The sequence below is a fragment of the Micromonospora sp. DT43 genome (assembly GCF_049841645.1).
Lineage (GTDB): Bacteria > Actinomycetota > Actinomycetes > Mycobacteriales > Micromonosporaceae > Micromonospora.
This window is the reverse complement of sequence record NZ_JBNCKR010000002.1, coordinates 717,492-741,474: the sequence shown is the minus strand read 5'-3', so window position 1 is coordinate 741,474 and position 23,983 is coordinate 717,492. Positions and strand designations below refer to the sequence as shown.

24 protein-coding genes and 17 tRNA genes are annotated in these 23,983 nt (G+C 69.3%); 32 read left to right on the top strand and 9 right to left on the bottom strand.

All coding sequences use genetic code 11. The features are described 5' to 3' along the window. The first annotated feature begins 27 nt into the window (after positions 1-27). Positions 28-729, top strand: a complete 702-nt coding sequence (locus tag ACLQ26_RS07450) for an HAD family hydrolase (RefSeq protein WP_425743714.1) — start codon at positions 28-30, stop codon at positions 727-729. 237 nt (positions 730-966) lie between these two features. On the opposite strand, the gene ACLQ26_RS07445 is transcribed toward ACLQ26_RS07450, so the two are convergent. Then, entirely contained in the window at positions 967-2,421 is a 1,455-nt protein-coding gene (locus ACLQ26_RS07445; protein ID WP_425743713.1) for an FAD-dependent oxidoreductase, read from the bottom strand. On the opposite strand from ACLQ26_RS07445, the gene ACLQ26_RS07440 reads away from it, so the two are divergent. The 4 genes from ACLQ26_RS07440 (at position 2,317) to ACLQ26_RS07425 (ending at position 5,741) form a co-directional block, all read left to right on the top strand. Continuing rightward, entirely contained in the window at positions 2,317-2,940 is a 624-nt protein-coding gene (locus ACLQ26_RS07440) for a TetR/AcrR family transcriptional regulator (RefSeq protein WP_425743712.1), read from the top strand. The genes ACLQ26_RS07445 and ACLQ26_RS07440 overlap by 105 nt on opposite strands. Before the next feature lie 386 nt (positions 2,941-3,326). After that, entirely contained in the window at positions 3,327-3,920 is a 594-nt protein-coding gene (locus ACLQ26_RS07435) for a copper chaperone PCu(A)C (RefSeq protein WP_425743711.1), read from the top strand. A 23-nt stretch (positions 3,921-3,943) separates the two neighbouring features. After that, positions 3,944-5,158 (top strand): Dyp-type peroxidase, encoded by a 1,215-nt coding sequence (locus ACLQ26_RS07430; RefSeq protein ID WP_425743792.1) that lies wholly within the window; start codon positions 3,944-3,946, stop codon positions 5,156-5,158. 22 nt (positions 5,159-5,180) lie between these two features. Next, positions 5,181-5,741: a copper resistance CopC family protein gene (locus tag ACLQ26_RS07425; protein WP_425743710.1), complete on the top strand. Its 561-nt coding sequence runs from the start codon at positions 5,181-5,183 to the stop codon at positions 5,739-5,741. Between the two features lie 226 nt (positions 5,742-5,967). Here ACLQ26_RS07425 and ACLQ26_RS07420 read toward each other — a convergent pair whose 3' ends face one another. The 3 genes from ACLQ26_RS07420 to ACLQ26_RS07410 all read right to left on the bottom strand — a co-directional run bounded on the left by ACLQ26_RS07420 (position 5,968) and on the right by ACLQ26_RS07410 (position 9,001). Beyond that, on the bottom strand, positions 5,968-6,498 hold the full coding sequence (locus tag ACLQ26_RS07420) for an HAD domain-containing protein (protein WP_425743791.1): 531 nt from the start codon (positions 6,496-6,498) through the stop codon (positions 5,968-5,970). 96 nt (positions 6,499-6,594) lie between these two features. Next, positions 6,595-7,572: an AEC family transporter gene (locus ACLQ26_RS07415; protein WP_425743709.1), complete on the bottom strand. Its 978-nt coding sequence runs from the start codon at positions 7,570-7,572 to the stop codon at positions 6,595-6,597. 133 nt (positions 7,573-7,705) lie between these two features. Continuing rightward, positions 7,706-9,001 carry a helix-turn-helix domain-containing protein gene (locus tag ACLQ26_RS07410; protein WP_425743708.1) on the bottom strand — a complete coding sequence of 432 codons (1,296 nt, stop codon included), beginning with the start codon at positions 8,999-9,001 and terminating at the stop codon, positions 7,706-7,708. Positions 9,002-9,289: 288 nt separating this feature from the next. On the opposite strand from ACLQ26_RS07410, the gene ACLQ26_RS07405 reads away from it, so the two are divergent. Both ACLQ26_RS07405 and ACLQ26_RS07400 read left to right on the top strand, forming a co-directional pair. Continuing rightward, on the top strand, positions 9,290-11,263 hold the full coding sequence (locus ACLQ26_RS07405) for an ABC transporter ATP-binding protein (RefSeq protein WP_425743707.1): 1,974 nt from the start codon (positions 9,290-9,292) through the stop codon (positions 11,261-11,263). Positions 11,264-11,274: 11 nt separating this feature from the next. Next, on the top strand, positions 11,275-11,892 hold the full coding sequence (locus tag ACLQ26_RS07400; RefSeq protein WP_425743706.1) for an AAA family ATPase: 618 nt from the start codon (positions 11,275-11,277) through the stop codon (positions 11,890-11,892). A gap of 210 nt (positions 11,893-12,102) precedes the next feature. Here ACLQ26_RS07400 and ACLQ26_RS07395 read toward each other — a convergent pair whose 3' ends face one another. Beyond that, positions 12,103-12,510, bottom strand: a complete 408-nt coding sequence (locus ACLQ26_RS07395) for a hypothetical protein (protein WP_425743705.1) — start codon at positions 12,508-12,510, stop codon at positions 12,103-12,105. Positions 12,511-12,997: 487 nt separating this feature from the next. Here ACLQ26_RS07395 and ACLQ26_RS07390 point away from each other — a divergent pair, with 487 nt between their 5' ends. Next, a complete protein-coding gene (locus ACLQ26_RS07390) occupies positions 12,998-13,651 on the top strand; it encodes a hypothetical protein (protein WP_425743704.1) in 654 nt (217 codons plus the stop codon). A gap of 21 nt (positions 13,652-13,672) precedes the next feature. On the opposite strand, the gene ACLQ26_RS07385 is transcribed toward ACLQ26_RS07390, so the two are convergent. Next, a complete protein-coding gene (locus ACLQ26_RS07385; protein WP_425743703.1) occupies positions 13,673-14,281 on the bottom strand; it encodes a TetR/AcrR family transcriptional regulator in 609 nt (202 codons plus the stop codon). A 69-nt stretch (positions 14,282-14,350) separates the two neighbouring features. Here ACLQ26_RS07385 and ACLQ26_RS07380 point away from each other — a divergent pair, with 69 nt between their 5' ends. Further along, positions 14,351-15,337 (top strand): hypothetical protein, encoded by a 987-nt coding sequence (locus ACLQ26_RS07380; RefSeq protein WP_425743702.1) that lies wholly within the window; start codon positions 14,351-14,353, stop codon positions 15,335-15,337. Positions 15,338-15,414: 77 nt separating this feature from the next. Here the strand turns inward: ACLQ26_RS07380 and ACLQ26_RS07375 are convergent, their stop codons facing one another. Continuing rightward, positions 15,415-16,332: a GlxA family transcriptional regulator gene (locus ACLQ26_RS07375; protein ID WP_425743701.1), complete on the bottom strand. Its 918-nt coding sequence runs from the start codon at positions 16,330-16,332 to the stop codon at positions 15,415-15,417. 71 nt (positions 16,333-16,403) lie between these two features. Here ACLQ26_RS07375 and ACLQ26_RS07370 point away from each other — a divergent pair, with 71 nt between their 5' ends. Then, on the top strand, positions 16,404-16,739 hold the full coding sequence (locus tag ACLQ26_RS07370) for a cupin domain-containing protein (RefSeq protein ID WP_425743700.1): 336 nt from the start codon (positions 16,404-16,406) through the stop codon (positions 16,737-16,739). An 81-nt stretch (positions 16,740-16,820) separates the two neighbouring features. Here the strand turns inward: ACLQ26_RS07370 and ACLQ26_RS07365 are convergent, their stop codons facing one another. Both ACLQ26_RS07365 and ACLQ26_RS07360 read right to left on the bottom strand, forming a co-directional pair. Continuing rightward, on the bottom strand, positions 16,821-17,285 hold the full coding sequence (locus ACLQ26_RS07365) for a MarR family winged helix-turn-helix transcriptional regulator (RefSeq protein ID WP_425743699.1): 465 nt from the start codon (positions 17,283-17,285) through the stop codon (positions 16,821-16,823). Position 17,286: 1 nt separating this feature from the next. After that, positions 17,287-18,309 (bottom strand): aldo/keto reductase, encoded by a 1,023-nt coding sequence (locus ACLQ26_RS07360; protein ID WP_425743698.1) that lies wholly within the window; start codon positions 18,307-18,309, stop codon positions 17,287-17,289. 61 nt (positions 18,310-18,370) lie between these two features. On the opposite strand from ACLQ26_RS07360, the gene ACLQ26_RS07355 reads away from it, so the two are divergent. The 22 genes from ACLQ26_RS07355 to ACLQ26_RS07250 all read left to right on the top strand — a co-directional run bounded on the left by ACLQ26_RS07355 (position 18,371) and on the right by ACLQ26_RS07250 (position 23,781). Further along, positions 18,371-18,859, top strand: a complete 489-nt coding sequence (locus ACLQ26_RS07355; protein WP_425743697.1) for a cysteine hydrolase family protein — start codon at positions 18,371-18,373, stop codon at positions 18,857-18,859. A gap of 105 nt (positions 18,860-18,964) precedes the next feature. After that, positions 18,965-20,185: a CynX/NimT family MFS transporter gene (locus ACLQ26_RS07350; protein ID WP_425743696.1), complete on the top strand. Its 1,221-nt coding sequence runs from the start codon at positions 18,965-18,967 to the stop codon at positions 20,183-20,185. 174 nt (positions 20,186-20,359) lie between these two features. Next, the gene (locus ACLQ26_RS07345; RefSeq protein WP_425743695.1) at positions 20,360-21,589 is read left to right on the top strand and encodes a cytochrome P450; all 1,230 of its coding nucleotides are present in this window, start codon (positions 20,360-20,362) and stop codon (positions 21,587-21,589) included. Then, positions 21,586-21,813: a ferredoxin gene (locus tag ACLQ26_RS07340; protein WP_425743694.1), complete on the top strand. Its 228-nt coding sequence runs from the start codon at positions 21,586-21,588 to the stop codon at positions 21,811-21,813. The genes ACLQ26_RS07345 and ACLQ26_RS07340 overlap by 4 nt, the downstream gene beginning before the upstream one ends. A gap of 136 nt (positions 21,814-21,949) precedes the next feature. Continuing rightward, a complete protein-coding gene (locus ACLQ26_RS07335; protein ID WP_425743693.1) occupies positions 21,950-22,081 on the top strand; it encodes a hypothetical protein in 132 nt (43 codons plus the stop codon). Positions 22,082-22,155: 74 nt separating this feature from the next. Beyond that, positions 22,156-22,228 (top strand) — tRNA-Trp (locus tag ACLQ26_RS07330). A 109-nt stretch (positions 22,229-22,337) separates the two neighbouring features. After that, positions 22,338-22,413: transfer RNA gene (locus ACLQ26_RS07325), tRNA-Pro, on the top strand. Positions 22,414-22,482: 69 nt separating this feature from the next. Next, positions 22,483-22,556: transfer RNA gene (locus tag ACLQ26_RS07320), tRNA-Glu, on the top strand. Between the two features lie 78 nt (positions 22,557-22,634). Beyond that, positions 22,635-22,707, top strand: a tRNA-Asp gene (locus ACLQ26_RS07315). A 5-nt stretch (positions 22,708-22,712) separates the two neighbouring features. Beyond that, positions 22,713-22,802: transfer RNA gene (locus ACLQ26_RS07310), tRNA-Ser, on the top strand. Position 22,803: 1 nt separating this feature from the next. Then, positions 22,804-22,876, top strand: a tRNA-Ile gene (locus ACLQ26_RS07305). 13 nt (positions 22,877-22,889) lie between these two features. Further along, a tRNA-Arg gene (locus tag ACLQ26_RS07300) sits at positions 22,890-22,962 on the top strand. 4 nt (positions 22,963-22,966) lie between these two features. Further along, a tRNA-Pro gene (locus ACLQ26_RS07295) sits at positions 22,967-23,041 on the top strand. 20 nt (positions 23,042-23,061) lie between these two features. Beyond that, positions 23,062-23,137 (top strand) — tRNA-Lys (locus tag ACLQ26_RS07290). Positions 23,138-23,141: 4 nt separating this feature from the next. Next, positions 23,142-23,213 (top strand) — tRNA-Val (locus tag ACLQ26_RS07285). 5 nt (positions 23,214-23,218) lie between these two features. Further along, positions 23,219-23,293, top strand: a tRNA-Glu gene (locus tag ACLQ26_RS07280). A 1-nt stretch (position 23,294) separates the two neighbouring features. Further along, positions 23,295-23,370 (top strand) — tRNA-Asn (locus ACLQ26_RS07275). Between the two features lies 1 nt (position 23,371). Next, a tRNA-Val gene (locus ACLQ26_RS07270) sits at positions 23,372-23,444 on the top strand. A gap of 20 nt (positions 23,445-23,464) precedes the next feature. Further along, a tRNA-His gene (locus tag ACLQ26_RS07265) sits at positions 23,465-23,538 on the top strand. A 1-nt stretch (position 23,539) separates the two neighbouring features. Next, positions 23,540-23,623 (top strand) — tRNA-Tyr (locus ACLQ26_RS07260). A gap of 5 nt (positions 23,624-23,628) precedes the next feature. Next, positions 23,629-23,701, top strand: a tRNA-Arg gene (locus tag ACLQ26_RS07255). Between the two features lie 9 nt (positions 23,702-23,710). Continuing rightward, positions 23,711-23,781 (top strand) — tRNA-Cys (locus tag ACLQ26_RS07250). Positions 23,782-23,983: the final 202 nt, after the last annotated feature.

The window sequence follows — 23,983 nt, the reverse complement described above, 5'->3', positions numbered from 1 at the left end:
GTCTGTCGAGTTGTTAGACTGCCGTCGGTGAGGGATAACCGGCGTATTCGTGGAGTGATGTTTGACGCCGGAGGTGTCCTGACGCGACCGATCGGTGGTCGGTGGAATCCCCGGTACGACTTCGAGAGCATCGTCGAGGCGCATCACCCTCAAGTGAGGGAGAGCCTGTTTCCCCAGGCCATCGAAGTCGGGCAGCGCTTCCTAAACGCGACAACCGCGACGGCGAATCGCACCGACTATCACCGGACGGTGCTGGCGGTGCTCGGCATCGACTGCCCATCGGAGCAACTGCTGCAGCAGTTGGAGGCTCCGGCCGCAGGGCCTACCATCGAGCTCTACCCCGACGTTCGTGGCGTCCTCGACCGGTTGAAGCTGTGGGGCGTTCGCATGTCGATCGTCTCCGACAACTGGGCCGGCTTGGAGGCGACGTTCGCCTGCCTGGACATCCAGCACTACTTCGAGGGCTTCGCGATCTCCGAGGTCCTCGGCTGCCGTAAGCCCGACCCGCGGATGTATGCCGAGGGTAATCGCTTACTCGGCCTCGAGCCGCACGAGTGCCTGTTCGTCGACGATGACCCGCAGCTCGTGGTCGCCGCCAGGGACCTCGGCTATCACGGCGTCACGCTCGATCGAGATGCGGAGCGCAGCACCGCGAGCGATGTCATCGTGTCGTTGAACGATCTCCTCCCCGTCATCGAGGCAACGCGGGTCGCCGACAGCACTCGGTGAACTGCGTCAAGACCGGACGCCCTAATCCGCAGCTGACAGGGCGCCGTGCCGATGCTTCCAAGCGACCAAGCTGGCCGTGGAGGCCACCACCGGTAACAGCAAGGCGCAGGGTGAACCCCGGGTTGTCGGCTGGGACGGTCGTCGTGCAGCGATGGATCGGGCCGCGGCGGTAGGCGGGCAGGGCTCTGAACCGCGGTGGCAGCCGACTCCGAGCCATCCGATGGTCACGCGCCGGGGTCATTGGCCGAGTTGGGTGGCCATCCGGCGGCGCAGCGGCGGCATGGCATTGGTGGTACGCAGTGTCGCGCGGAGCGCGGCCCTGGTCAGGCGGTTGGTGGTGCTCGCCTGGCGCGCGTTGCGCAGCGACTGTCGTACCGCAGCGAAGCCGTAGTTGAGCATCTGATGTTCGTAGTCGTGCAGTGCCGGCAGCATCGCGGTCGTGTCGGCGTGGACCTCGGTGAGCTTGCCGCACAGCAGGGCGGCGTCACGCAGTGCCGTATTGGCGCCTATCCCCGCCATCGGTGTCATGTTGTGGATCGCGTCGCCCAGAAGGGTGACTCGTCCGGTCTCCCAGGCGTCGACGGGAGTGGCACTGCGCACTCGGATGGCGTTGATCGTGTCCGGGTCGGAGCCGGTGACCACTTCCCGCAGCGCCGGTGCCCATTCGACAGTGCGGTCCAGCACGAGGCGTTGAAGGTCCGTTCCGGAGAGGGACTCGACGGTCTCGGCCGGGAAAGCAGTCGCCGCGTCCGTGTAGCCCCAGAGGAGGTAGGCAGTGGCGTTGTCGAGCAGGAACTCTTCCGGCGGAGCGATCACCTGCGGGCCGGGGTGCCACACCGCGGTGAAGAAGGATCCACGGCTCTTCGGGATCACGAGGTTGACGTCCTGGGTCAGCACTCTGGGCAGGGTGGCGTCGGCGAGGCGATGTTTGCCGGCGATCGTCACGACGCCGGTGTCGACGCGTCGCGCGTGGGGGAGTAGCTGGCGGCGTACTCGTGAGTTGGCGCCGTCGGCACCGATGAGCACGTCGGCGGTGGCCGTGCCGCCGTCGGTGAAGTAGGCGGTCACCCGCTCGTCGGTCGTAGCCTCATAGTGCGTGAACTCGTGGTCCAGCCGCACCACGTCATCCATGCCGGACAGCAGCACCTCGCGCAGGCTGATCCTGCTGACGCCATAGTGCCGGCTTTCGGGAGCGAGGGCGGGCGTGATCTCCTCGGCGGTGAAGCGGAGTAGATCGTCGAGCCGTTCGGTGGTGAAACCGAAGCCGCCGGTGTCGGTTGAGACGGTGTCGAGGAAAGCCTGCCAGGTGGCGGGCGGTAGGCACGCGTGCAGCGCTCGGCTGCCGTTCGGGTTGATGTGGATGCGGTAGCCCTGCAGCCAATCGGTGCGGGCCTTCGTGCGTTCGTGGACGGTCACCGACACCCCGGCGCGGCGCAGGCCCTGGGCCAGGCACAGGCCGCCGATCCCGGCACCAATGATCATGACTTTTGGTGTGTCCATGCGACGACTATCACGCAACTGCATGTCACTGTCAATCAAACAGTTGATTAGGGTATCTGCCCACGTGATCGTGTTACGGTGATCTTCATGGGCAAGCCTCGCCGGTCCCCAAGTGGTGAACAGCGCAAACGCGATCCCGAGCGCACCCGCGAGCGCATCCTCGACGCGGCGTTCATCGAGTTCAGCGAACATGGCTTCGCCGGTGCTCGGACCAGCGCGATCGCTGCTCGCGCCGGCATCAACCAGCAGCTGATCTCGTACTACTTCGACGGCAAGGACGGCCTCTACCGGGCCCTTCGGCGCAAATGGGAGACGACCAACGGCGCCGCCCGACCGGACCGGCCGTTGGCTGAGATCGTGAGCGGGTTCCTCACCCCCGGTGAGCCGCAGCGGTCGTGGGCGCGGCTGCTCGCCTGGGAGGGGCTCACCCGCGCCGAGGCACCCACCGACCCGGATGCCGACCCGGTGACCGACGCCTACTTCGCCGCGATGGTCGACGACATGCGCCGCCGGCAGCAGGCCGGTGAGCTCGCCGCCGATTTGGACCCCGCGTACGTCCAGGTGCTGCTCTTCGCGGCGACACTGGCGCCGACGGTGCTGCCCCAGATTGCCCGCCGGATGACCGGTCTCGCCGCCGACTCACCGGAGTTCCTCCACGCCTACGCCGAGCAACTACGTCGCGTCATCGCCCGTCTCGCCGAACCGGTCTGACGCCCACTCATAAAGCGTGCGCGCTCGGTCGCCGGGTCTTCAACGAGGTCGCTGCGACCGAATGCTCACCGACGTAGGTCACAGGCGATCCCTCTGACCTGCGGTGATGCGGTCCACCGGCGCGGCGCGACCTCCCAGCGAAAGGCAAAGTGGTCAGGTAGCGCTGTTTCCAGGATGGCTGACGCCGGCCGACGGAGGTTGCGCCGGGTGCCATCCAGCCCGGCACGGGTCTGCGGCCGGTCAGCAGCGTGACCGGCGGAAACGCCCCGCCACTACTCCGGAACCTCCGTCGGTCGGCCGCGATCGGGTCATTATCCGCCAGCCCGGAACTTCCGTCCCACGGCGATCGACCAACGATGCAGCAACAACCATCGGAGGAAGAATTCATGGCTACCATCAGCTCGCGCCGACGCTCGGCCATTGCACTCGCCACCGCCGCCGCGCTCGTGGCGGTCGGCGCCGCAGGGTGTGGGTCGTCCGACTCGCCGGCTTCCGCGCAGCCAAACCCGTCGGCATCGGCGAGCACCGCCGCTGGCGTGGTCACGATTCGTGACCCGTGGGTCAAGGCGACCGACAAGGGCATGACGGCAGCCTTCGGGACCCTGGTCAACGACGGGGACACCGATGTCACGGTGACTGGTGCCACGACCTCACTGTCGTCGATGGAGCTGCACGAGATGGCCATGAAGGACGGCAAGATGGTCATGCGGCAGAAGCAGGGCGGCATCGTGATCAAGGCCAGGAGCACGCATGCGTTGGAGCCCGGTGGCGACCACCTCATGCTGATGAACGTCACCAAGCCCGTCCAGGCCGGCGACGAGTTGACCTTTACCCTGACCTTCGCCGACGGCAGGACACAGCAGTTCCGCGCCGTCGCCAAGCCGTTCACCGGCGCGCAGGAGAGCTACGCCCCCGGCCACGGCGAGCCCATGCCCGGGATGAGCGCCACGCCGGGGATGAGCATGAGCCCGGCATCGTGACCGGGACTTCACCCGTCCGGCCGCTGAGCAGGCGTGGCCTGCTCACCGACGGCGCTCTCGCCGTCGGGGGAGCCGTGGTCGGCGGTGCCGTGACCACCATGACGCGTACCGCCGGGTCCGCGCGACCGGACGTGGTCGCCGCCGACACGACGCCGGTGGCGGCCGTCGGCGGCCTCATCGAGCCGTTCCACGGCACCCGGCAGGCCGGGGTGTCCACCGAACCACAGGCGTACGCGTCGTTCGTGGCACTGACCCTGCGCGACGACACCGACCGGGCAGCGGTGGGTCGATTGTTGCGGCTGCTCACCGACGACGCGGCCCGGCTCACCCAGGGCCAACCCGCGCTGGCCGACACCGAGGCCGAGCTCGGGCTGCTGCCGGCACGGCTGACCGTGACCTTCGGCTTCGGCCCCGGTTTGTACCGTGCCGCCGGGGTCGACGACAGGCGGCCGGTGTCGGTCACCGAACTGCCCTCGTTTCGCATCGACCGGCTCCAGCCAGCCTGGTCCGGTGGTGACCTGCTGCTCCAGATCTGCGCCGATGACCCGATCACCGTGGCGCACGCCCAACGCGTCCTGATCAAGGACAGCCGGCCCTTCGCCACGGTGCGGTGGGTCCAGCATGGCTTCCGGCGCAGCCCCGGTGTCGAGCCGGGCGGCCATACCCAACGCAACCTGTTCGGTCAGCTCGACGGCACCGCCAACCCCCGACCCGGGTCGCCCATGGACACCGCGCTCTGGGTCCCGGACGGCCCGGCGTGGCTGCGCGACAGCACCACCCTCGTCGTACGGCGGATCAGCATGAACATGGAGACCTGGGACCTGCTCGGCCGGACCGACCGCGAAATCGCCGTCGGTCGGCGGCTCGACACCGGCGCCCCGCTGACCGGCACCGCCGAACGCGACGAACCTGACTTCGCCGCCACCGGCCCGGACGGCCTCACCATCATTCCCGACTTCTCCCACCTGACCCGCGCGCATGTCACTGAGGACCGGCTGAAGATCCTGCGCCGGCCGTACAACTACGACGGGGTGCCGACGGCGGAGGGTCACGCGGACAGCGGGTTGATCTTCACCTCGTACCAGGCCGACATCGCCCGGCAGTACCTGCCCATCCAACGCCGGCTGGCCGACCGGGACCTGCTCAACGAGTGGACCACCCCGATCGGTTCCGCCGTCTTCGCCATCCCTCCCGGTTGTCAGCCCGGGGGATGGGTCGGCGAGCAGGTGCTCGGATGATCACGCCAACCGGAGTTTCGTCATGACCGTGCAGTCGTTCCGCCCCACCGCCCTCCGGCTGGGCGCGGCGGTCCTCGCCGTCCTCGTGGCGGTGCTCGTCCCGGTCAGCCCCGCCTGGGCGCACAACACGCTCCGGTCCTCGGCGCCGGGCCAGGAGTCGACCCTGTCCAGGGCCCCTACCGAGATCGTGCTCGAGTTCGTTGGGCGGCTCGACCCCCCGTTCACCACCATCGTCCTCACCGACGCCGCCAGGCGGAAGATACCCACGGGTGCCCCGGTGGTCGGCGGGGCGAAGGGGTCGGTCCAGGTGACCGAGGCACTGCCCAACGGCACCTACACCGTCGCCTACCGCGTCGTCTCCACCGACGGGCACCCGGTTCAGGGGTCGTACCCGTTCACGGTGGCCGACCCCAATTCCAGCGCCCCGCCAATCGTCAGCACGACGACCAACGAGCCGTCCGCCGCCGCGTCGATGCACGGCGACAACGGCCCGGGCGCTGGCGTCCTCGTGGCCGGCGGCGCGCTGGCCATCGTCGTCGCGGCGGTTGCCGGGCTGCTCTGGCGGCGAGCGAACCGTCGATGAGCAGACCGCTCTCGCGGTCGCGCCACTCACCACCTGACAGGTCAAGGTCAACACGTGTCCGACACAGATTCCCGGCAGCTCGCCGGCGATGATCCTGGTAGCGCCCAGCCCACAGCCGCGGCCCCAGCGGGGCCGGCCGCCGCGACGTCCACCGGCCGACCCCGGTCGACCGCGTCTACGGTGCTCGACTGGATCCTGGCCAGCCATCACCCGCGATCCAGCGGCGCTATGCCGTCTGTAACCACTCCTCGACCACGACGAGGTCGGCGTCGGTGAGACCGGAGTCGGAAGCGACACGGTGGAGCAGCGCTCGCCCTGGGTGGTGCGCGGCGACCCAGGATCGGTCAACCTCGGTGATCTCGTCGTCGACCCAGACGAACGGGCGTCCCGCGGCAGTCTCGACGAGGGCCGGCGTCTTCCAGTGCAGCTTGGCAGTCCAGTCGTCCTCGGAGAAAACCGGATCGTCGATGTCCGGCAGCTCACCCATGTCCACCACCGGCAACGTGGGCAGGCCGAGCAGTGGCGCTATCACCTCGTTCGCATCCTCCATCCACGCCGTCGCCCACATCAGATCGCAGGGCAGCGCCAACAGACGCGGGCCGTGTTCAAGCGTCAATCTCGAAAGGTGCGGATTCGACGAGTTCTGCCACTTCGCGTTCCACTCCGCGAGGGTCGCCGGTTGTTGCACCCCGCCCGCGGGCAGGAGTGTTCCGTCGACGTCGAGGAACACCACCGGACGGACGTCGTGATCAGTCATGGCGGCATCCCAGCCTTCAGCAGTCGAGGGAGTAACGGGCAGTCGGAACAACACCCTCGCACCAGTAGTGCTGGCGTTGGAAGCAGGCCGACGGATCTACCCGAGCAGCGCCGCCGTGGCGGCCAGGGTGGCCAGCGACAGTGTCGTGGTCGCCACCACCGCCCGGTTGGCCACCGCCTCGCCGACGCCGTACTCCTGGCCGAAGATGAACGTGTTCTGCGCTGTCGGCAGGCCCGCGCACACCACCACGGCGAGCAACTGCGGCCCGGACAGGTGCAGGGCCAGCCCGGCCGCGTACGCGATGACCGGCTGTGCGACGAGCTTCAGCGCGGTGATCACGGCCAGCTCGCCCAGCCCGCCCAGCCCGCCCAGCCCGCCCAGCTCGCCCGGCTCGCCCGGCTCGCCCGGCTCGGTCGGCTCGGCCCGCGACGGCGTCGTGCGGTGCAGCGACGCGCCGAGCGCGACCAGGGCGGCCGGAACCGCGGCGCCCGACAGCAGGGTGAGCGGCGCACCGGCCGCCGACGGCAGGTGCAGGCCGGTAGCCGAGCACGCGACACCGAGCAGCGACGCCAGGATCACCGGGTTGCGTACCGGTAGGGAGGCGATACGGCCGACCCGTACCCGGCCGGCCGGGTCGCTGTGCCGGTCCAGGGCGACCAGGATCACGGGCGTCACCACCAGCACCTGCAGTAGCACCACCTCCGCCAGGAACGACACGTTGCCGAGAACCTGCGTTGCGATCGGGATGCCGAGGTTCGCCGAATTGACGTACCCGGCGGCCATGCCCCAGATCGGTCGCTCGCCCGGCGTACGACCGAACAGCCGGCTCGCGCCGACCCACCCGAACCCGACGACCGCGGCCGTGCTCATCCCGAAGGCGAGCAGCGAGCGGCCGGCGAATCCGGAGAGCGGCATTCGGGACAGGGCCAGGAACAGGGCGGACGGCATCGCGAGATGGAACACGAATCGGCCGAGCACCGACGCCGCCGCCTCGCCCAGCAGGCCCCAGCGACAGGCCGCGTAGCCGATCGCGGTGAGGATCCAGACCGGTACGAACGCCGACACCAAGCTCATACGGGCGTCACCGGCGGGCGGGCGTCCGGGGCGTACGAGTCGAGAAACCCGGCGACGATTTCCCCCTGGGCGAGGTACGTCGATCCGGAAGCCACGCGTCCAGCCTCGCATCCCGTCCGGACCGAACTGACCCTCACGGTGGCGTGCCGCCGGGACGCGTCAATTCGGTGAACAGGTCCGCGACATCCCGTAGGCGCGGGTGACGGCCGAAGGGGCGGGCGGCGGCGAGGAACTGGCGAGTGCGTTGGTAGACCGATTCGAAGCGGTACTCGGCGGTGCGGCTGAGCGCTTCCAGGGCCAGCCCGGCAGCCTGGTCGAGGTCGCCCGCCACGGCGTGGGCCGTGGCCAGATCGAGGCGGCTGAGCGCTTGCGGACCGCGCAGCTGCGCCGCGTCGAAAGCCGCGACGGCGGCGGTGAGGTGGTCGATGACGCCAGTGGTGTCGCCGAGGACCAGGTAGGCCGTCGCCGCGTTGGCGGCGGCCCGGGTCGGACAGTACGGGCCGAGGGTCAGGCTGGTGCTGACCTGCCCAGCGGTGTGGTGTTCGGGCAGCAGGGCGAAGGCGCGGTCCACGGCCTGGTGGACGCCCCGGCGGTCGCCGAGGTGGGCGAGCGCTCGTGCCTGCCCGTTGATCGTGAGGCGAATGAGGTGCGGGCCGGCACCGGCGTGACGTAGGCCGTCTTCGGCGTAGGCGAGGGCGTCACGGTGCTCGCCTGTGTAGTAGGCGATCAGGCTCTGGGTGGCACGGGCCCAGGCCTGCGTGTCGGGTTGCTGGGCGGCGTGGGCGAGGTCGAAGGCTTCGGCGGCGTAGGCGCGCGCGACCGGGAAGGCGCGCAGGTCCAGGGCGAGGGCGGCGAGGAGTCCGGACAGGTGGGCGGCGGCGGTGTAGAGCCGGGCGCGTTGCGGTGGGTGCTGCCGTGCCGCCATCAGCTGGTCGACGCTTCCCCGCAGCGGACGCAGCCGGGACACGAGCGTGGCCGGCGGGAGTCGTTCGTTGTCACCGATCGCCTGCCGCACTTCGTGCTCCAGGTGCGCCAGCCGCGCGTCGTCATCGGCCGTCAGGGTCAGCGCGGACCGCCGGGCGATGATGCGCCCCTCGTGCTCCCACCACGCGGCCGCCGCGCCACTGTCGTGAGCAGTATCGGGGTCAGGGGGTGGGGGCGCCGGGCGGTGGCGGTGTTGATGGGCCAGGTTGGCGATGCGGTCGTACTCGGCGGTCAGCACGCCACCGGTGCGCAACACCGCGTCGCAGCGGGACCAGAAGGACCGCTCGGGATGTTGGCGGCCGGTCTCGGTGTTCGCCACCGAACTGCGCCCGTACTGCACGAGCCGAGCCAACCCGTGCTGGGTGTGACCGGCGTCCTTACGCAGGCGGGCGAGGTGGCGACCGAGCGCGCGGCGAGCGGCGGCGATCTCGTCATGGTCGGCCATCGCTGCCACCCCCGGTGCCGCAGTCACGATGAGCCGACACCGTAACTGCTCCCGGTGACACTTCTGACCCCGTGGACTCCCGTGCGCAGACGCCTGCGGGTGACGAATGCCCAGCTCACGCCCCTGGCCCCAACCGAGTGGGGCCGCGGCGCGTACGTGGTCGGAGTGGTGTCGGAGTTGTGTCGGCATCTGCCGACAATGTCGGCGCACGGCGCTGCGGGCGTGTCGACCGGCCGGCATCCTACGGTCCCTGCATGCCCACCGGGCTCACCTTCGGGAGGTACCGCCATGCCGAGAACCGACCACTCCGACCGCACGCCCGCCCGTACCGCACCACCGCCGCGGGATTCGGTGCTGCCGGAGCTGCGGGAGGTGTGGTGGGAGACAGGCGTTCGGGCGCGGGCGCAAGCCGGCCTGTTCGCCGTCTTCTCCGAACTGCCGCGGCTGGTCTGGGCCGCGCTCGTTGTGAGTTGGCGCGCGGACCGGGCACGGACGTCGGTGGTGGTGGCGACGACGGTGGTCGCGGGGGTGCTGTCCGCGTTCGGGCTCCTGGCCGCGCAGCGGGTGCTTGTGGAACTGTTCGCCGGCGGGCCGACCGCCGACAAGGTGGTGGCCGCGCTGCCCGCCCTGGCCGCGCTCGCGGCGGCCACCGCGCTGCGCGCCGGCATGGCCACCGCGATGGGGTACGCGCAGAACGGCCTCACCCCGAAGGTCGACCGGGAGGTCGAGCGAGGCCTGTTCGAGGTAACCACCGCCGTGCGGCTGGAGGCATTCGACGCCGACGCGTTCGCCGACGACATGGAACGCGCTTCCCGCGGCGCGAACTCCACCACCGGCCTGGTGCAGGCGTCGATGAACCTCCTCGCCGGCCTCGCCGGAGTCATCGCCGTCGCCGTCGCAGTCGTACTGGTCCACCCGCTGCTGCTGCTCGCCCTGCTCGTGGCGACCGTGCCGAACGGGTGGGCGTCGCTGCGGGCCGGGCACCTGCGCTACCAGACCTACGCCGCCGGGTCGGTGCGACGCCGCCGGTTGTGGCTGCTGCACCGGTTGATGGCCGAGCGCGACTCCGCCCCCGAGCTGCGCTCCTACGGGCTGCGCGACTTCCTGCTCGACCAGTACGACCGGGTCATGAGCGTCGAGACGAGGATCCAACTCGCCCTGGCCCGCCGGGTCACCACGACCACCACCGTCGGCGCGATGCTCGGCGGAATCGCCACCGCCGTGGTCTACGTCCTGCTCGGCCTGCTGCTCATCGACGGGCAGATCCCGCTCTCTGCCGCCGCGACCTGCGTGATCGCCGTCCAGTCCGCGCAACGCTCGCTGGCCGTGGTGACGTTCCAGGTCGACCGCGTCTACACCGAGGGGCAACACTTCCGCGACTACACCGGCTTCATGACCCGGGCCGCCGACTACCTGCCACCGCCCTCGGAACGGGTCGTCGGGGCGCCGGTGACGGAGCGACTGCGGGAGATCGCCGTCGACGCGGTGAGCCTGTGCTACCCCGACCGCGACACCGCCGCCGTGGACCGGGTCACCCTCACCATCTCCGCCGGGCAGACCGTGGCGTTCGTCGGGGAGAACGGCTCCGGCAAGTCCACCCTCGCCACCATGATCGCCACCCTCCGCACTCCCACCAGCGGCACCATCAGCTACAACGGACGGCCCAGCGACGACTGGGGCACCGAGGCGGTCCGAGCCAGGATCGGCGTCGTCACGCAGGAGTACCACAAGTGGCCGTTCACGGCCGCCACCAACATCGCGATCGGCGATATCAGCACCACGGCGGAGCAGGACCGGATCGAGGCCGCGGCCGCCCGAGCGGTCGCCCACGACATGATCACCGCCCTGCCCCAGGGGTACGAGACGCTGCTGGACCGGACCTTCGCCGGCGGGCAGGACCTCTCCGGCGGGCAGTGGCAGCGCATCACCGCCGCCCGGGGATTCCTGCGCGACGCCGACGTGCTCATCATGGACGAGCCGTCCTCCGCCCTCGATCCCCGCGCCGAGGACGCCCTGTTCCAGGCCATCCGCGACCGGCAGGGAGGCGGCATCACCATCCTGATCACCCACCGGCTCGCCAACGTCAGGCACGCCGACCGCATCTACGTCCTGCACGACGGCCGTCTCGTCGAAACCGGCACCCACGACGAGCTCATGAGCGCCCATGGCCGGTACGCCGAACTGTTCACCCTGCAAGCCGCCGGCTACGACCCCACCACCGTGCACACTCCGACGCTGCCCCGCCAGCCCGCCTCCGCCTGAAGGACCACCGGATGGACACGCCACACGCCACCGATCTCGCGCCAACGCTGGTGATCATCCGCGGCAATTCCGGCAGCGGAAAGACCACTACCGCCCACGAGGTCCGACGCCGCTACGGACGCGGGGCTGCGCTGCTGGGGCAGGACTACCTGCGCAGAACCCTGCTTCGCGAACACGACAGCGCCCACATCGACCCGGTGGCCCCGAGGTTCATCACCGCGACCGCCCGTACCGCCCTCGACCTGGGCTACCACGTCATCCTGGAAGGCACCCTGCACACCGAGCGCTACGCCGCCGTGCTGCACCAGCTCATCGACAACCACCGCGGTCCCGTCGCCGTGTTCTACCTGGACGTGTCCATCGACGAGACCATCCGCCGCCACCTCAACCGCGACGAACCAATCCCGGTCACCCCGGACGAGATGCGCCGCTGGTACGCGCACCGTGACCTACTCGACGTTTCAGGGGAAACCATCATCCCCGAACCCCACACCTTCGAGCAGACGGTCACCACGATCCTGCAGACCAGCGGCCTCATCTGCGCCACACCACAAACGCCGTGCCCACGACGCTGCCGGCACTGCGCCCGCAAGTCCGACACCCCTGCGGCGGCTGCGACGACCGGATGACACCCGATGACAGCCGCAGCAGTCAAAGGTGCCCTCGCACACGTGGGGTGCTGCTCAACCGCTCTCTCCGAAACCACCCCGAGGCACGGATGTAGGCCGTTTGGGACGCTCTACCGCCACACGTCGCAGATCGAGAAGCTCGCCGGTGAACTCGCGCGTTGATGGCCGGGGCCGGACGCGCAGGGGCTGGCGGCGGCTGGTGTGCAGGCGTCAGCTGCCGCGCAGAATCTGGTCCCGGTACTGCTGGAAGCCGTGCCAGCCGGCGGTCAGGGTGGGCTCGCCGGTCAGGAATTCGCCTGTCGCGATGTCGAGAGCGCGACCACCGACCGAGGCGACGATCCGCGCGATGACGGCCAGAACGTCGTCGCCGCCTCCACGGACGTGCAGCATGATCGAATCAACGGGGTCGTGCGACCCGATGTTGAGTTCGATGTGCCAAGTCGGGCCGACCAAACGCCCCCACTCAGGATCCGAGAGGTCGAGGTCCCGGAGGTTTTCACGTAACCACCGTCTGACATCCGGTCCGGTTCCCAACGGCGGTGGATTGAAGTCCTGGGGAAGCTGGTCGACCGACCTGGCGTCGGCCGGGGCGTCGAAGACAAGAACGTCCCAACTCATGGCGTCCTCCGGCGCGCTCAGCCAACTCGGGCAGTTTACTCATGGTCGTTGCATCACGAGCCGCCTGCAATCCGCTTCTGCCACCGACAGTACGGGGCCATCAATCGCAGCAGGGTTACTCGAACCATGCTCTTTTACAGGCGAACGTGAGGTTGAACGACGCTGAAGAGATCTCGAGGGCCTTGAGAGATTTTTGGTCGGCGCTGCGTGCCGCCTCAGCCTCCTCGACCTTCCTGAGCAGTACGGCTCCGCGTTGGGTCACAAGGTTGACGCCCGAATGAACTGCTGCCTCGGCTAGTTGGAGTATCAGAGTGCCTTCGTGAGAAGGCCGGCCTGCTGCGCCGGAGACGCGTCGGCCGGTGCGGGGTCGGCGGCGACGAGCGCCGAGGTGGCGTCTGCGTCGATGGCGCGGGCGTCCCACGATCAACGCGCTCGTGGCCCCGGCACTAAGCTGGCGGGAGCCATCAGACGTGAACGAAGGAAGCCCATGGCCCGCCCCTACAATCCGGGACCGAAGCAGTTCGTCTTCGCTGTCGGTGATGGCAACGATCAACAAGTCTCCGTGGGCGACCCGCAGGAGGCATACGTAGCGTTCTCTGCGTTCTTTCGCAGCCGAGACTCGGACACCTACACCATCAAGGATGAACCGGCGAGGCAGAGTTTGGTACTCATGCCGCGTCGGGGTCTGATCTCTCGGATCAAGGACGCGGACCAGCCTCGATCGGAACACCTCCAGGTCGACAGGGCCAACCGCTACCTTCCGAGCGCGATGCTGTTCTTCGAGAAGGGATACACCGGCCTCGACTACTTCGGTCAGTGGTTCTCCGACCTCTCCGAGCTCGATGCGTCACCGGAGGTCCGCGGTGCCGCCCGCGCCGCCACGATGACGACGGAAGCGGCGGCGATCGGAGAGATCGCTCGGATCTGGGCGGCCTCGGGCAGCGTCGACCCGAGCGATCAGCACTACGTCTTCTTCGACTCGTGCGATGTGGACGATGTCCGAGCCGAACGAGCGGAACTGCTCCAGCTGATCGAATTCCTCGGTCTCGAACGAGTCGACGCCCCGGCCGGGGCCGCCGGGGGCGAAGTCTGGGTGGGCACCGATCCACGTCTCGACGTCGAATGTGCACGGTGGTCGTGAACAGGTCCCGGTCGGGGAAGCTCAGCGCTCACCCGCGACGGCTGGCGCGATCTGGTCCAGGTGTGCGCTGACGGTGGCCTTGGCGGTTGCGTTCGAGGTCCGGCCGGGGCGCAGGAGGGCGTGCAGGATCACGCCGTCGACGAGGGCGTAGAGACGCTCTGCTTCGACCCTCTGATCGAGCCCGGGCCGGAGTGCACCGGCGTCGGCCAGTCGCCCGATCATTGTGGTGAAGGCGTCGGTGAGGCGTTCGTCGATGTCCTTGCGCAGGCCGGCCATGGTCGGTTCGACGACGGCGCGTGCCGTGAACGCGAGCCACACTTCGCACTCGCCGCGCCGTGGCCGGTCCAGTGGCAGCATCTCGTCGATCATCGACCGGACCACCGCACGCTGGTCGCCCGTGGTGTCCACGGCTCGGATCCGCTCCTCGATCCGCTCTCCCACCAACCGTAGGGCGAATCCGAGGAGTTCGGACTGGGTGGTGAAGAAGTGGCGCAACGAACCCATAGACAGGCCGGCCTCGCGCGCCACGTTCCGCACCGATGCCTGCTCCAGCCCGTCGCGCGTCACGATCCGCCAGACCGCTTCGGCGAGCTCGGTCCGTCGGGCCTGCGCATCCACCAGCTTCGGCACCACTTTTTATAACACACTCGTGCTACCTTCTTGCTGCTAACACAACTGTGCTAGATAACGGGGGCGTCGGTGTCACGTCGAGAACACGCCTGGCTCGCGGCAGCGGTGGTCGGCTGGATCGCACTCAATGGCGCGGTGCTGCTCCTCGCGCCTGGCAACGCCCCCTTCGACTGGCCGGCGCAGCACGACCCGCCGTCCGGGTCCGGTCAGGTGATCGCCGCTCAGGCCACCCTCGTCGAGTTGGTACTGCTCGCCGTCATCGCATACGCGCTCACCCGTGGTCGACCCGCGCCGGTGATCGCCGAGCGCGCACCGACGTTCCCCACCGCTCGCCGTGAAACAGGGCTCGTCCTGGCGTACGGCGTCCTCGCCCAACTTGGTGGCCTGCTCATCGGCCGAGGGCTCGGCTGGCACCCGATCGGCTTCCACCTGGCCGGTACGCTCGTCGGTACCACGGACCCGGTCGGGCCCGCCGAGGCGCTCGGCTGGGCCGCGTACAACGTCGTTGTCTACGCGCTGTTGCCGCTCCTGTGGTTCCGGCGGCGTTACACCGCCCACCAGATGTGTCTGCGCTCGGCGGATCGGCGCGGCGATGCCATCCTCATCCTCGCCGTGTTGGTCCTCGAATCGCTCGCGCAGTGGGTGGTGCTCGGCCACGCGTTCGCGGGCCTGACCCCGGGTCAGCTCGCCGCCGGAGTGCCGCTGACATTCCTGCTGTACATGGCGGGCACGGTGCTGCCCACTGTCATCTTCGTGCAGAGCATCCTCGTTCCCCGGTACGCCCGTCTGACCGGCTCCACCACCGCGACCCTCGTTCTCGGCGGCCTGACGTACGCCGCACTGCACCTGTTCGAGGGCTGGGGCAGGTTCGGGTCACCGCGCGAGGCCACGCTGACGATCCTGTTCGTCCTTCTCATCTACACGCTGCCCGGCGCATTTAAGACCTGGCTCACCGTACGGACCGGTAACGCCTGGGTGCACGCGTGGGCGTACCACGCCCTCGCGCCACACACGATGCACGACACCGGGTTGGTAGTTCGGATCTTCCGCCTCTGAAACGGCGCCGGCGATGACCACGACACCACGGCGTTTCATGGCTCGTGTGCGTACCGATCAGGGTTTTGCGGTTGTCGTCACGAAACCCGTGCTGCGCGCCGGTAGGCGCTCGGGGTCATGCCCAGCTGCGCGTGGAACCGTCGGCGCAGGTTGACCGCCGAGCCGAGGCCAACGCGTGCCGCGATCACCTCGACGGACAGATCCGTCTGCTCGAGCAGGGTGCGTGCCTCGGCCACTCGACGCGACAGCAGCCACCCACCAGGGCTCGTGCCGACATGGCGGGCGAAGCGCCGGGTCAGCGTGCGTGACGAGACGCCTACGTGCGCGGCCATGGCGTGCACGGACAACGACGTCCCGAGGCGCGTGCCGGCCCACTCGAGCAGTCCGTCGAGCGCGTCCCCCGCGGACGGAGGGGACGTCTCGCGGTGCGGCGGCATCGCCATGTGCTGGGCGAGGAGGGCGGCATGAGCCGCTCCGTGGTCCTGATGGACCAGGTGCAGGCACAGATCAATGCCGGCGCCCGCACCGGCGCTGGTGGCGACGTCACCGTGGTCCACATAGAGCCGGTCCTGCTCCACGCGGACCCGGGGGAATTCGCGTCGTAGTTGCTCGGCGCGTCCCGGATGGGTGGTGGCCGACCGGCCGTCCAGCAGGCCCGTGCGGGCGAGGGCGAACACTCCGGAACAAATCGTCACCAGCCGCGCCCCGCGCGCGTGCGCCCGCAGCAACGCGCGGTGCACCCGATCCGACAACGGCGCCTCGACGGGGATCCAACCCGGGATGAGCACGGTGCCTGCGCGCTCCAGCGCGGACAGGTCGCGCGACACCGACATCGCGTACCCGGCCGATGTCGGCACCAGCCCGGGCGTCTCCGTGCACACCTCGAACTCGTAGTGCTGGGGCACCCCGGCCCGTCTCGTGCCGAAGACCTCGACGGCACAGCCGAGCTCGAACGTCGACTGCACCGGCCGGACCAGAGCCACGACACGATGCATGGCAGGAAAATACCCCACGCTGTCCGCACGGGCTCTGGGCTGCTGTGATCACCGACCGCACCCTGAGAGGTATGCATCCCGAGATCCTCGCGCAGGAGGGCTACGCCTTCGCCCGCGTTGACCAGGCACCCATCCAGGAACTCTTCCCCGGGGTCCGGCACCGCCCGCTCTGGACCGGCCCGAATGGCGCGCACGCGGGCGTACTCGAAATGGACCCGGGTAGCTCCTGGCCGCGCCGCGACATCCACGAGCCGGGCCCGGAGGAGGTCTTCGTGATAGCGGGCACCTTCCACGACGGGGCACGTGACCATCCCGCCGGGACGTTCCTGCACGCCCCGGCCGGTTCCTGGCACGTGCCCGCCACCACCAGCGGTTGCACTCTGTTCCTCTTCTACCCCGCCGGCTAGTACGGCCGTTCGTGCCGCCCGCAGCCGGGCTGACCGGGGCATGTGCGGGCGTTGGTGCTTCGACCGTTCGAAAGGCACCAGCTACGAGGGGTAGTCCGCAGGCTCTGGCGTCGGTGCGTCGTCGGGGCGTTGGTGGCGAGCCAGCGTGGTGATCGCCCGTTCCAGGTGTTCGGTGAACGTATTCCGTTCGTCGGCGGTGAAGGCGGCGGCCAGGCGTTGCTCGACGGCGAGTGCGGCCGGGTCCGCTCGGCGTATCAGGTCGGTTCCCTCGGCTGTCAGTCGGGCGACCCGTACGCGCTGGTGGAGCGGCGACGCTGCTCGTTCGATGAGCCCCTTCCCTTCGAGGTTGGTGAGCACGGTGGCAATGGTTTGCGGGGTTACCAGGCAGGCGCGGGCGAGTTGCGCAGCCGATGCTTCCGAGGACTGCAGCAGGACGAGCAGGACCGCGTACTGCGGGACGGTCAGGTGGAACTCTTGCAGCACGCGCGTCTTCTCGGCGATCAGCGCCTGTTCGGCGCGTTTGATGACGAGGCCGAGCCGTTTCATCTCAGTACCGGGTGCCGACGGCGGTCGGTGCGGCGTCGAGCTCCGCGAGGTCGGCTGCGGTGAGCGTTACGTCGGCGGCGCCGACGTTGTCGGCGAGATGGCCGAGCCGACGCGTACCCGGAATGGGAATGACGTGCGGGCCCTGCGCCATGGTCCAAGCGATCGCGACCTGCGCGGGAGTCACGCCGTGGCGGGTGGCGACGGCGCGTACCGTGTCGACGATGCGGACATTGGCCGCGCGGGCCGCGCTCGTGAAGCGGGGGTTGCCCGCGCGCAGGTCGCCCTCCTCGAACTGGGTGGTGGTGTCGATGGCACCCGTCAGAAAGCCTCGGCCGAGCGGCGCGAACGGCACGAACGCGGCACCGTTCGCGGCACACCAGCCGACCACGTCGCCGACGTCGATCGCACCGCCGCCGGCGATGGCGGGTGCGGATGCGGATGCGCCCGTGGGGGAGTGTCCGAGTGCCTCGCGGGTCCAGAGCGACAGCTCGGACTGTATGGCGGTCACCGGGTGCACCGCGGCCGCGGCGGCGGCCTGCTGGACGGTTACCTCCGACAAGCCGAGGTGACGGACCTTGCCCGCGCGGACCATGTCCGCCATGGCGGCCCAGGATTCGGTCAGCGGCACGGCGTCGTCGACGCGATGCAGGTACCACAGGTCGATGTGATCGGTGTTGAGGCGCTTCAGCGACGCGTCGACGGCGGCGCGTAGGTGGGCGGGTGACCCGTCGCGATACATGCTCTTGGCAGGAAGGTCGTCGACCACCAACCCGGCCTTGGTCGCCAGGAACACCGTGTCGCGCAGGCCGGCCAACGCCTCGCCGACAAGCGTTTCGTTGTGGCCTGCGCCGTAGACATCGGCGGTGTCGATGAAGGTGACACCGCCGTCGACGGCGGCGCGCACCACGTCCCGCGAGGCGGCATCGTTCCGCGTGCTCTCGGCGTACGCCCAGCTCATGCCCATGCAGCCCAGACCGATCGCGCCGACGTGGCGTCCGGTGGCACCCACCTCGCGTGTCCGCATGTTCGACACCTCTCGAATAGCAGTACTCTGTCATTCGGCAGCCTACTACCAAGGAGTGGCTATGGCATCGGCCCTGATCCTCATCGACCTGCAGTGGTGGGTTGTCGAGCGGTACGCACCCGATGGCGGCATGGCGGCGGCGCGGGCCGCGGAGCAGGCACGGCAGTCGTTCCGGGCGCCCGGCGATCTTGTCGTCCACGTGCGGCACCTTGCCCTTGACGGCTCGGACGGCGGGCCGGACGCACCGGCAACACGATTCGTCGACACGGTGACTGTCGGGGACGGCGAGCCGGTCGTCACCAAGCACGACCGCAGCGCGTTCGCGGACACCCAGCTGGACGGCATGCTGCGCGACCATGCGGTCGACGATGTCGTGCTGGCCGGACTGGTGACCGAGGGTGGTGTCGCGAGTACCGCCGTCGACGCGCTGCGGCTGGGATACCGCGTCTCCGTGCTGCTGCCGGCGATCGCCGGGAACACACCGGAAGGACACCGCAACACCCTCGACGACCTGCGCGATCGAGGCGTGACCCTCCAGGACCGGATGTAGGCACATTCGGCCATCGCCCGCTGGGGTCCGCGGCCGGCGCGGCACCAGCTGAGAGGGTGCTCGGCCCAAGGTCAACATCCCCGGATGGAGTACTAGGCTCGGGGGATGTCCGAGCGCCACCGCCTTCCGCTCTGGGCGGGACGCACGGCCGCGCTGCTGGGCATCGTGCTCGTCGCATTCACCCTGCGCCAGGCGGTTGCGACGATATCGCCGATCCTCGGCGACATCCGGGTGGACATCCCGATATCGAACATCGGCGTCGGGCTGCTCGGCACGTTGCCGCCGATCCTGTTGGCGGCATCCGGGTTCATCGCGCCGCGCGTCGCCCGTGGCTTCGGCCTCGACGGCGGCATCGTGCTCGCGCTGCTGCTCATGACCCTCGGCCATCTCGTGCGCGCGTTTGCCCCGGGCTTCGCGGTGCTGCTCGTCGGCAGCGTCGTCGCGCTCGCCGGTACGGGCATCGGAAATGTGCTGCTGCCGCCGATCGTGCGGCGCTACTTCCCCGACCGGGTAGCGCTGCTGACAGCCGTCTACGTCTGCGTCGTGGGCCTGGGCACGGCCGTGCCCGCCGCGGTCGCCGCTCCGGTCACCGAGCAGACCAGCTGGCGGTTCCTGCTCGGCATCTGGTCGGTGACCTCGGTAGTCGCGCTCGTTCCGTGGCTCGTCATCATCGCGCGGGAGCGCCGCCAGCGACTCTCGGATGCCGTCCCCGTTGAGTCCCCGCCCCCCGCCCTCGTCACGCGACTGTGGCGGTCACGCGTTGCCCTGTCGATCACCGTCGTCTTCTCGACCAGCACGATCTGCACCTACGCGGCTTTCGCGTGGCTGCCCGAGATCCTCGGCGACATCGCCGGCTCGACGCCGACCGAGGCCGGTGTGCTGCTCGCCGTCACCGGCATCATCAGCGTGCCCGGCGCCTTCATCGCGCCCCTACTCGTCGCGCGGCTGCGCAATGTCGGCTGGCTGATCGCCGCAGGTGTCGCGAGCTTCCTGTTCGGCTACCTCGGCCTGCTGCTCGCACCCGCGACACTCACACTGCTCTGGGTGCTGCTCATCGGCTCGGGGTCCATCCTGTTCCCGGTCTGCCTCGTGCTCATCAACGAACGCACCCGAACGCAGGGTGGCACCGTCGCGCTGAGCGGCTTCGCCCAGGGGGTCGCGTACGCGCTCGGCGCGCTCGGTCCGCTGCTCGTCGGGTTGCTGCACGACGCGAGCGGCGGGTGGACCCTGCCGCTGCTGTTCCTGCTCGCTGTCGTCCTCGTGGCGACCATCCCGGCGATCACGCTTGCAAGGCCCGCTTTCGTCGAGGACGAGCTCGCCCGCTGACGCACCGCGACCGCTCGCCATGGCGATCATCGACGCCTGCCGCTACGATCCGATTTCAGAAGATTACTCAGCGTTGATGTGTGCTGTCCGTGGGCCCTGGACGCTGGCAAACCGGCGCAGCTCCGAACGTGGCGCCGGCCTGAGGATCACGCCGTCTCGACGAAGGGAATCCGGATGACGGAGAGCGCGCAGACCACCGAGAGCCGAACCGTTCCGCCCGCGCGGCCGTACCCGTTCAGCGTGCCCGACCGCCTCGTCGTCGATCCCACCTATGGCGAGCTGCGCGAGAACGAGCCGATGACCCGGGTGAAGCTCCCCTACGGCGAGGAGGCGTGGCTCGCCACCCGGTACGAGGACGTCCGTACGGTCCTCGGCGACGTGCGGTTCGGCCGCGCCCCTGCCGTTGAGCGCGACGAGCCCAGGCTCACCTCGCGCCAGCAGTACAGCGGCATGCTGACCATGGACCCGCCCGATCACACTCGACTGCGCCGGTTGGTGGCGAAGGCGTTCACCGCACGCCGGGTGGAGGCGCTGCGCCCCCGAACCCAGGGGATCGCCGACGCGTTGGTCGACAACATGGTCCGGCTCGGTCCTCCGGCCGACCTGGTGGAGCACGTCGCCACGCCGCTGCCGATCCAGGTGATCTGCGAGCTGCTCGGCGTCCCGTACGCGGACCGTGACCGTTTCCACATCTGGTCCGAGGCGATCGTCTCGACCACCTCGCTGCCCACGGAGACGATCCAGGAGTACCTGAACAATCTCTGGGGCTACATGGGTGGCCTGGTCGCCGAGCGCCGCCGCGAGCCGGGAATCGACGACCTGCTCGGCGCGTTGGTGCGGGCCCGCGACGAAAATGAGGACCGACTCAGCGAGACCGAGCTGGTGGAGCTGGCCGGAGGGCTGCTCGCGGCCGGCCACGAGACCACGGTGACCCAGATCCCCAACTTCGTCTACGTCCTGCTGCACAACCCGGACCAGCTCGCTCGGCTGCGAGCCGACCCGTCACTGGTGCCGGCCGCGGTCGAGGAACTGCTGCGGTACGTGCCGCTCGGCGTCGGTTCCTCCTTCGCCCGGTACGCCAAGGAGGACGTCGAGGTCGGCGGGGTGCTGGTCCGAGCCGGTGAGCCCGTTCTCGGCTCGCTGTCGTCGGCGAACCGGGACGGCACGGTCTTCGCCGACCCGGACCGCCTGGACCTCGGCCGCGAGCAGAACCCGCACCTGGGCTTCGGGCACGGCGTACACCACTGCGTCGGCGCGCAGTTGGCCCGTATGGAGTTGCAGGTCGCCGTCGCCACCCTCGTGACCCGCCTGCCCGGCTTGCGGCTCGCCGTACCGGAAGCCGAGCTCAAGTGGAAGCGCGGCATGTTGGTGCGGGGCCTGCTCGGCATGCCGGTGGCCTGGTGAGTACCGCGTGGCGGATCGGGGTGGACGCGCGCCGCTGCATCGGCACGAGCATCTGCGCCGGTACCGCGCCCGAGCACTTCCGCCTGGTCGGCGGCCTGTCCGCGCCGCTGGCCGACGTCGTCGCCCCGACCGAGGTCATCCTCGCCGCCGCCGACTCGTGCCCGGTGGAGGCGATCACGGTCCGCGACGCCACCGACGGCCGGCTGATCGCGCCGCAGGAGTGATCCGGAAACGAGCCCGGCGATCGAACCGGCGTTATAGGCAAGAAGGGGGGAAGCTCGGAATATCCATTGCCATCCGATCAGCACCGCGGCTACCTTGAATGAGCAAGGCAGTCCCGACCAACCCAAGGAGTTCCCCGTGTTGCAGCACGCCTACACCGAAACCACGCGGCTCATGCCGCGCGGCGGCGTCGTGCTGCCCTCGATCGGGCGAGCCCACGACCTGTGCGCGAGTGAGCAGAACTGGAAGCCGGGGTGGCGGCGCGAATAGCGCCAGCGCAAGCTGCGAAGCCGCCCACCCCGACAGGGACAGGGCGGCTTTCTCGTTTACTGGAACAACTTCACAGGGGCGTAGCTCAACTGGTAGAGCACCGGTTTCCAAAACCGACGGTTGCGGGTTCGAGTCCTGCCGCCCCTGCTTCTCGTCCCGGCTGCGGCCGGCGGCGTCGCAAATTCTCAATTACACAGTGGATGGCATGAGCAAGACCCCGGCCGGCGCCGGCAATGGGCCGGCCGGGGGACCACCTCCGGGACGAGGGGGACGGCTGACCCGCTCGCTTTGGGAGCGAGAGACACGGGGTTCGACACCCCGGTCCCGGACCATGGGGTCGTAGCCGAAGGAAACGTTGGCGGCGATCGTGGGCGCACGACCGCGATCACCGCCGGCTCCATGGGCCGTTGGAGCAAGCTGGCAGCTCACCTGGTTCTCAGCCAGGAGGTTACGGGTTCGAGCCCCGTACGGCCTACGCACGAACAATGCCATGCGGTCGTGGTGAACTTGGCGGACACGTCGGTCTTCCAACCCTGGCCAGCGCCGGGACCATGCCGACGTAGCTCAGTGGTAAGAGCACCCGACTGTCGATCGGGGGGCCGCGGGTTCGATCCCCGTCGTTGGCGCGCATGAAGGGTTGGCCGAGTCTGGTCGATGGCGCCGCGTTGCTAGCGCGGAGCGGGTGACACCGCCGGGAGTTCGAATCTCTCACCCTTCGCCAAGCCGTCGTAGCTCAGCGGTTAGAGCACCGAGCTGATAACTCGGGGGCCGGAGGTTCGATTCCTCCCGTCGGCACGCAGCACGCAATGCCCCCGTAGCTCAGTGGATAGAGCACGAGATTACGGATCTCGTTGGCGCTGGTTCGATCCCAGTCGGGGGCTCTTTCGGGATATGGCGCAGTTTGGTAGCGGCACCTGACTGGGGGGCAGGGGGCCGTCGGTTCGAATCCGGCTATCCCGACGTCCTTTACCCCTCACCATGCGCCGTTAGCTCAGTTGGTAGAGCTTCCGACTCTTACTCGGAATGTCGCAGGTTCGATCCCTGCACGGCGCACCAGACCGCCCCGCTAGCTCAGTGGGAGAGCACCGGTTCGACAGACCGGGGGCCGCTGGTTCGAATCCAGCTCGGGGCACGCAACGCGCGTTCGGCTACGGGTTAGGCCGCGAAGCTTTCACCTTCGTAGAACGGGTTCGAGTCCCGTACGCGCGACCATTCCGGTGTCGCCCAGTCGGTAGGGCAACGGACTGTTAATCCGTCAGGCGCTGGTTCGATCCCAGCCACCGGAGCCACGCCCGTGTAGCTCAGCGGAACGAGCGCCCGGCTCACACCCGGGAGGCCCCTGGTTCGAATCCAGGTGCGGGCACTGGCCTTCGGGCCGCAGTTGTGGCTGTAGCTCAATGGCAGAGCGGCGGGTTGTGGCCCCGCAGATGCCGGGTCAGTACCGGTCAGTCACCCCAGGGGAGTGCGCCACCGATGGTGAGGTGGGCCGGGTTGTAACCCCGGTGCGTTCGCGCTCAGGGAGTTCGAATCTCTCCACTCCCACGCATGCCCGCGTAGCTCAGGGGACAGAGCACCAGCTTCCGGAGCTGGGTGTCGGGGGTTCGATTCCCTCCGCGGGCGCTTCTGCCTGGTCGTGTGCCCGAGTGGTCAGGGAGCGGTCTGCAAAACCGCGCACACCGGTTCGATCCCGGTCACGGCCTCAACTGCCATCCACTGTGGAAGCAGAAGTCCGTGCCGTCCCGTCGCGGGATCGCTCGGACCGCCGCTGGAGAGCAAGGGGGCCGGGGCGCGGCAGCGCCCCCGCCCCCACCCCTCGGCGCCCCCCGGGGGGGGCGGGGCACGGGTGTCTCAGGGCACCCGCAGCGTTTGCCGGTGAGGGGGAAGGCCGTTGGGGCGGGGTTG

Bases quoted from the DNA above. Each gene is read 5' to 3' on its own strand.
- ACLQ26_RS07440 (WP_425743712.1), top strand. From the start codon at position 2,317: ATGGGCAAGCCTCGCCGGTCCCCAAGTGGTGAACAGCGCAAACGCGAT.
- ACLQ26_RS07445 (WP_425743713.1), bottom strand. From the start codon at position 2,421: ATGTTCGCTGAACTCGATGAACGCCGCGTCGAGGATGCGCTCGCGGGT.
- ACLQ26_RS07435 (WP_425743711.1), top strand. From the start codon at position 3,327: ATGGCTACCATCAGCTCGCGCCGACGCTCGGCCATTGCACTCGCCACC.
- ACLQ26_RS07425 (WP_425743710.1), top strand. From the start codon at position 5,181: ATGACCGTGCAGTCGTTCCGCCCCACCGCCCTCCGGCTGGGCGCGGCG.
- ACLQ26_RS07420 (WP_425743791.1), bottom strand. From the start codon at position 6,498: ATGACTGATCACGACGTCCGTCCGGTGGTGTTCCTCGACGTCGACGGA.
- ACLQ26_RS07415 (WP_425743709.1), bottom strand. From the start codon at position 7,572: ATGAGCTTGGTGTCGGCGTTCGTACCGGTCTGGATCCTCACCGCGATC.
- ACLQ26_RS07410 (WP_425743708.1), bottom strand. From the start codon at position 9,001: ATGGCCGACCATGACGAGATCGCCGCCGCTCGCCGCGCGCTCGGTCGC.
- ACLQ26_RS07405 (WP_425743707.1), top strand. From the start codon at position 9,290: ATGCCGAGAACCGACCACTCCGACCGCACGCCCGCCCGTACCGCACCA.
- ACLQ26_RS07400 (WP_425743706.1), top strand. From the start codon at position 11,275: ATGGACACGCCACACGCCACCGATCTCGCGCCAACGCTGGTGATCATC.
- ACLQ26_RS07395 (WP_425743705.1), bottom strand. From the start codon at position 12,510: ATGAGTTGGGACGTTCTTGTCTTCGACGCCCCGGCCGACGCCAGGTCG.
- ACLQ26_RS07390 (WP_425743704.1), top strand. From the start codon at position 12,998: ATGGCCCGCCCCTACAATCCGGGACCGAAGCAGTTCGTCTTCGCTGTC.
- ACLQ26_RS07375 (WP_425743701.1), bottom strand. From the start codon at position 16,332: ATGCATCGTGTCGTGGCTCTGGTCCGGCCGGTGCAGTCGACGTTCGAG.
- ACLQ26_RS07370 (WP_425743700.1), top strand. From the start codon at position 16,404: ATGCATCCCGAGATCCTCGCGCAGGAGGGCTACGCCTTCGCCCGCGTT.
- ACLQ26_RS07365 (WP_425743699.1), bottom strand. From the start codon at position 17,285: ATGAAACGGCTCGGCCTCGTCATCAAACGCGCCGAACAGGCGCTGATC.
- ACLQ26_RS07360 (WP_425743698.1), bottom strand. From the start codon at position 18,309: ATGCGGACACGCGAGGTGGGTGCCACCGGACGCCACGTCGGCGCGATC.
- ACLQ26_RS07355 (WP_425743697.1), top strand. From the start codon at position 18,371: ATGGCATCGGCCCTGATCCTCATCGACCTGCAGTGGTGGGTTGTCGAG.
- ACLQ26_RS07350 (WP_425743696.1), top strand. From the start codon at position 18,965: ATGTCCGAGCGCCACCGCCTTCCGCTCTGGGCGGGACGCACGGCCGCG.
- ACLQ26_RS07345 (WP_425743695.1), top strand. From the start codon at position 20,360: ATGACGGAGAGCGCGCAGACCACCGAGAGCCGAACCGTTCCGCCCGCG.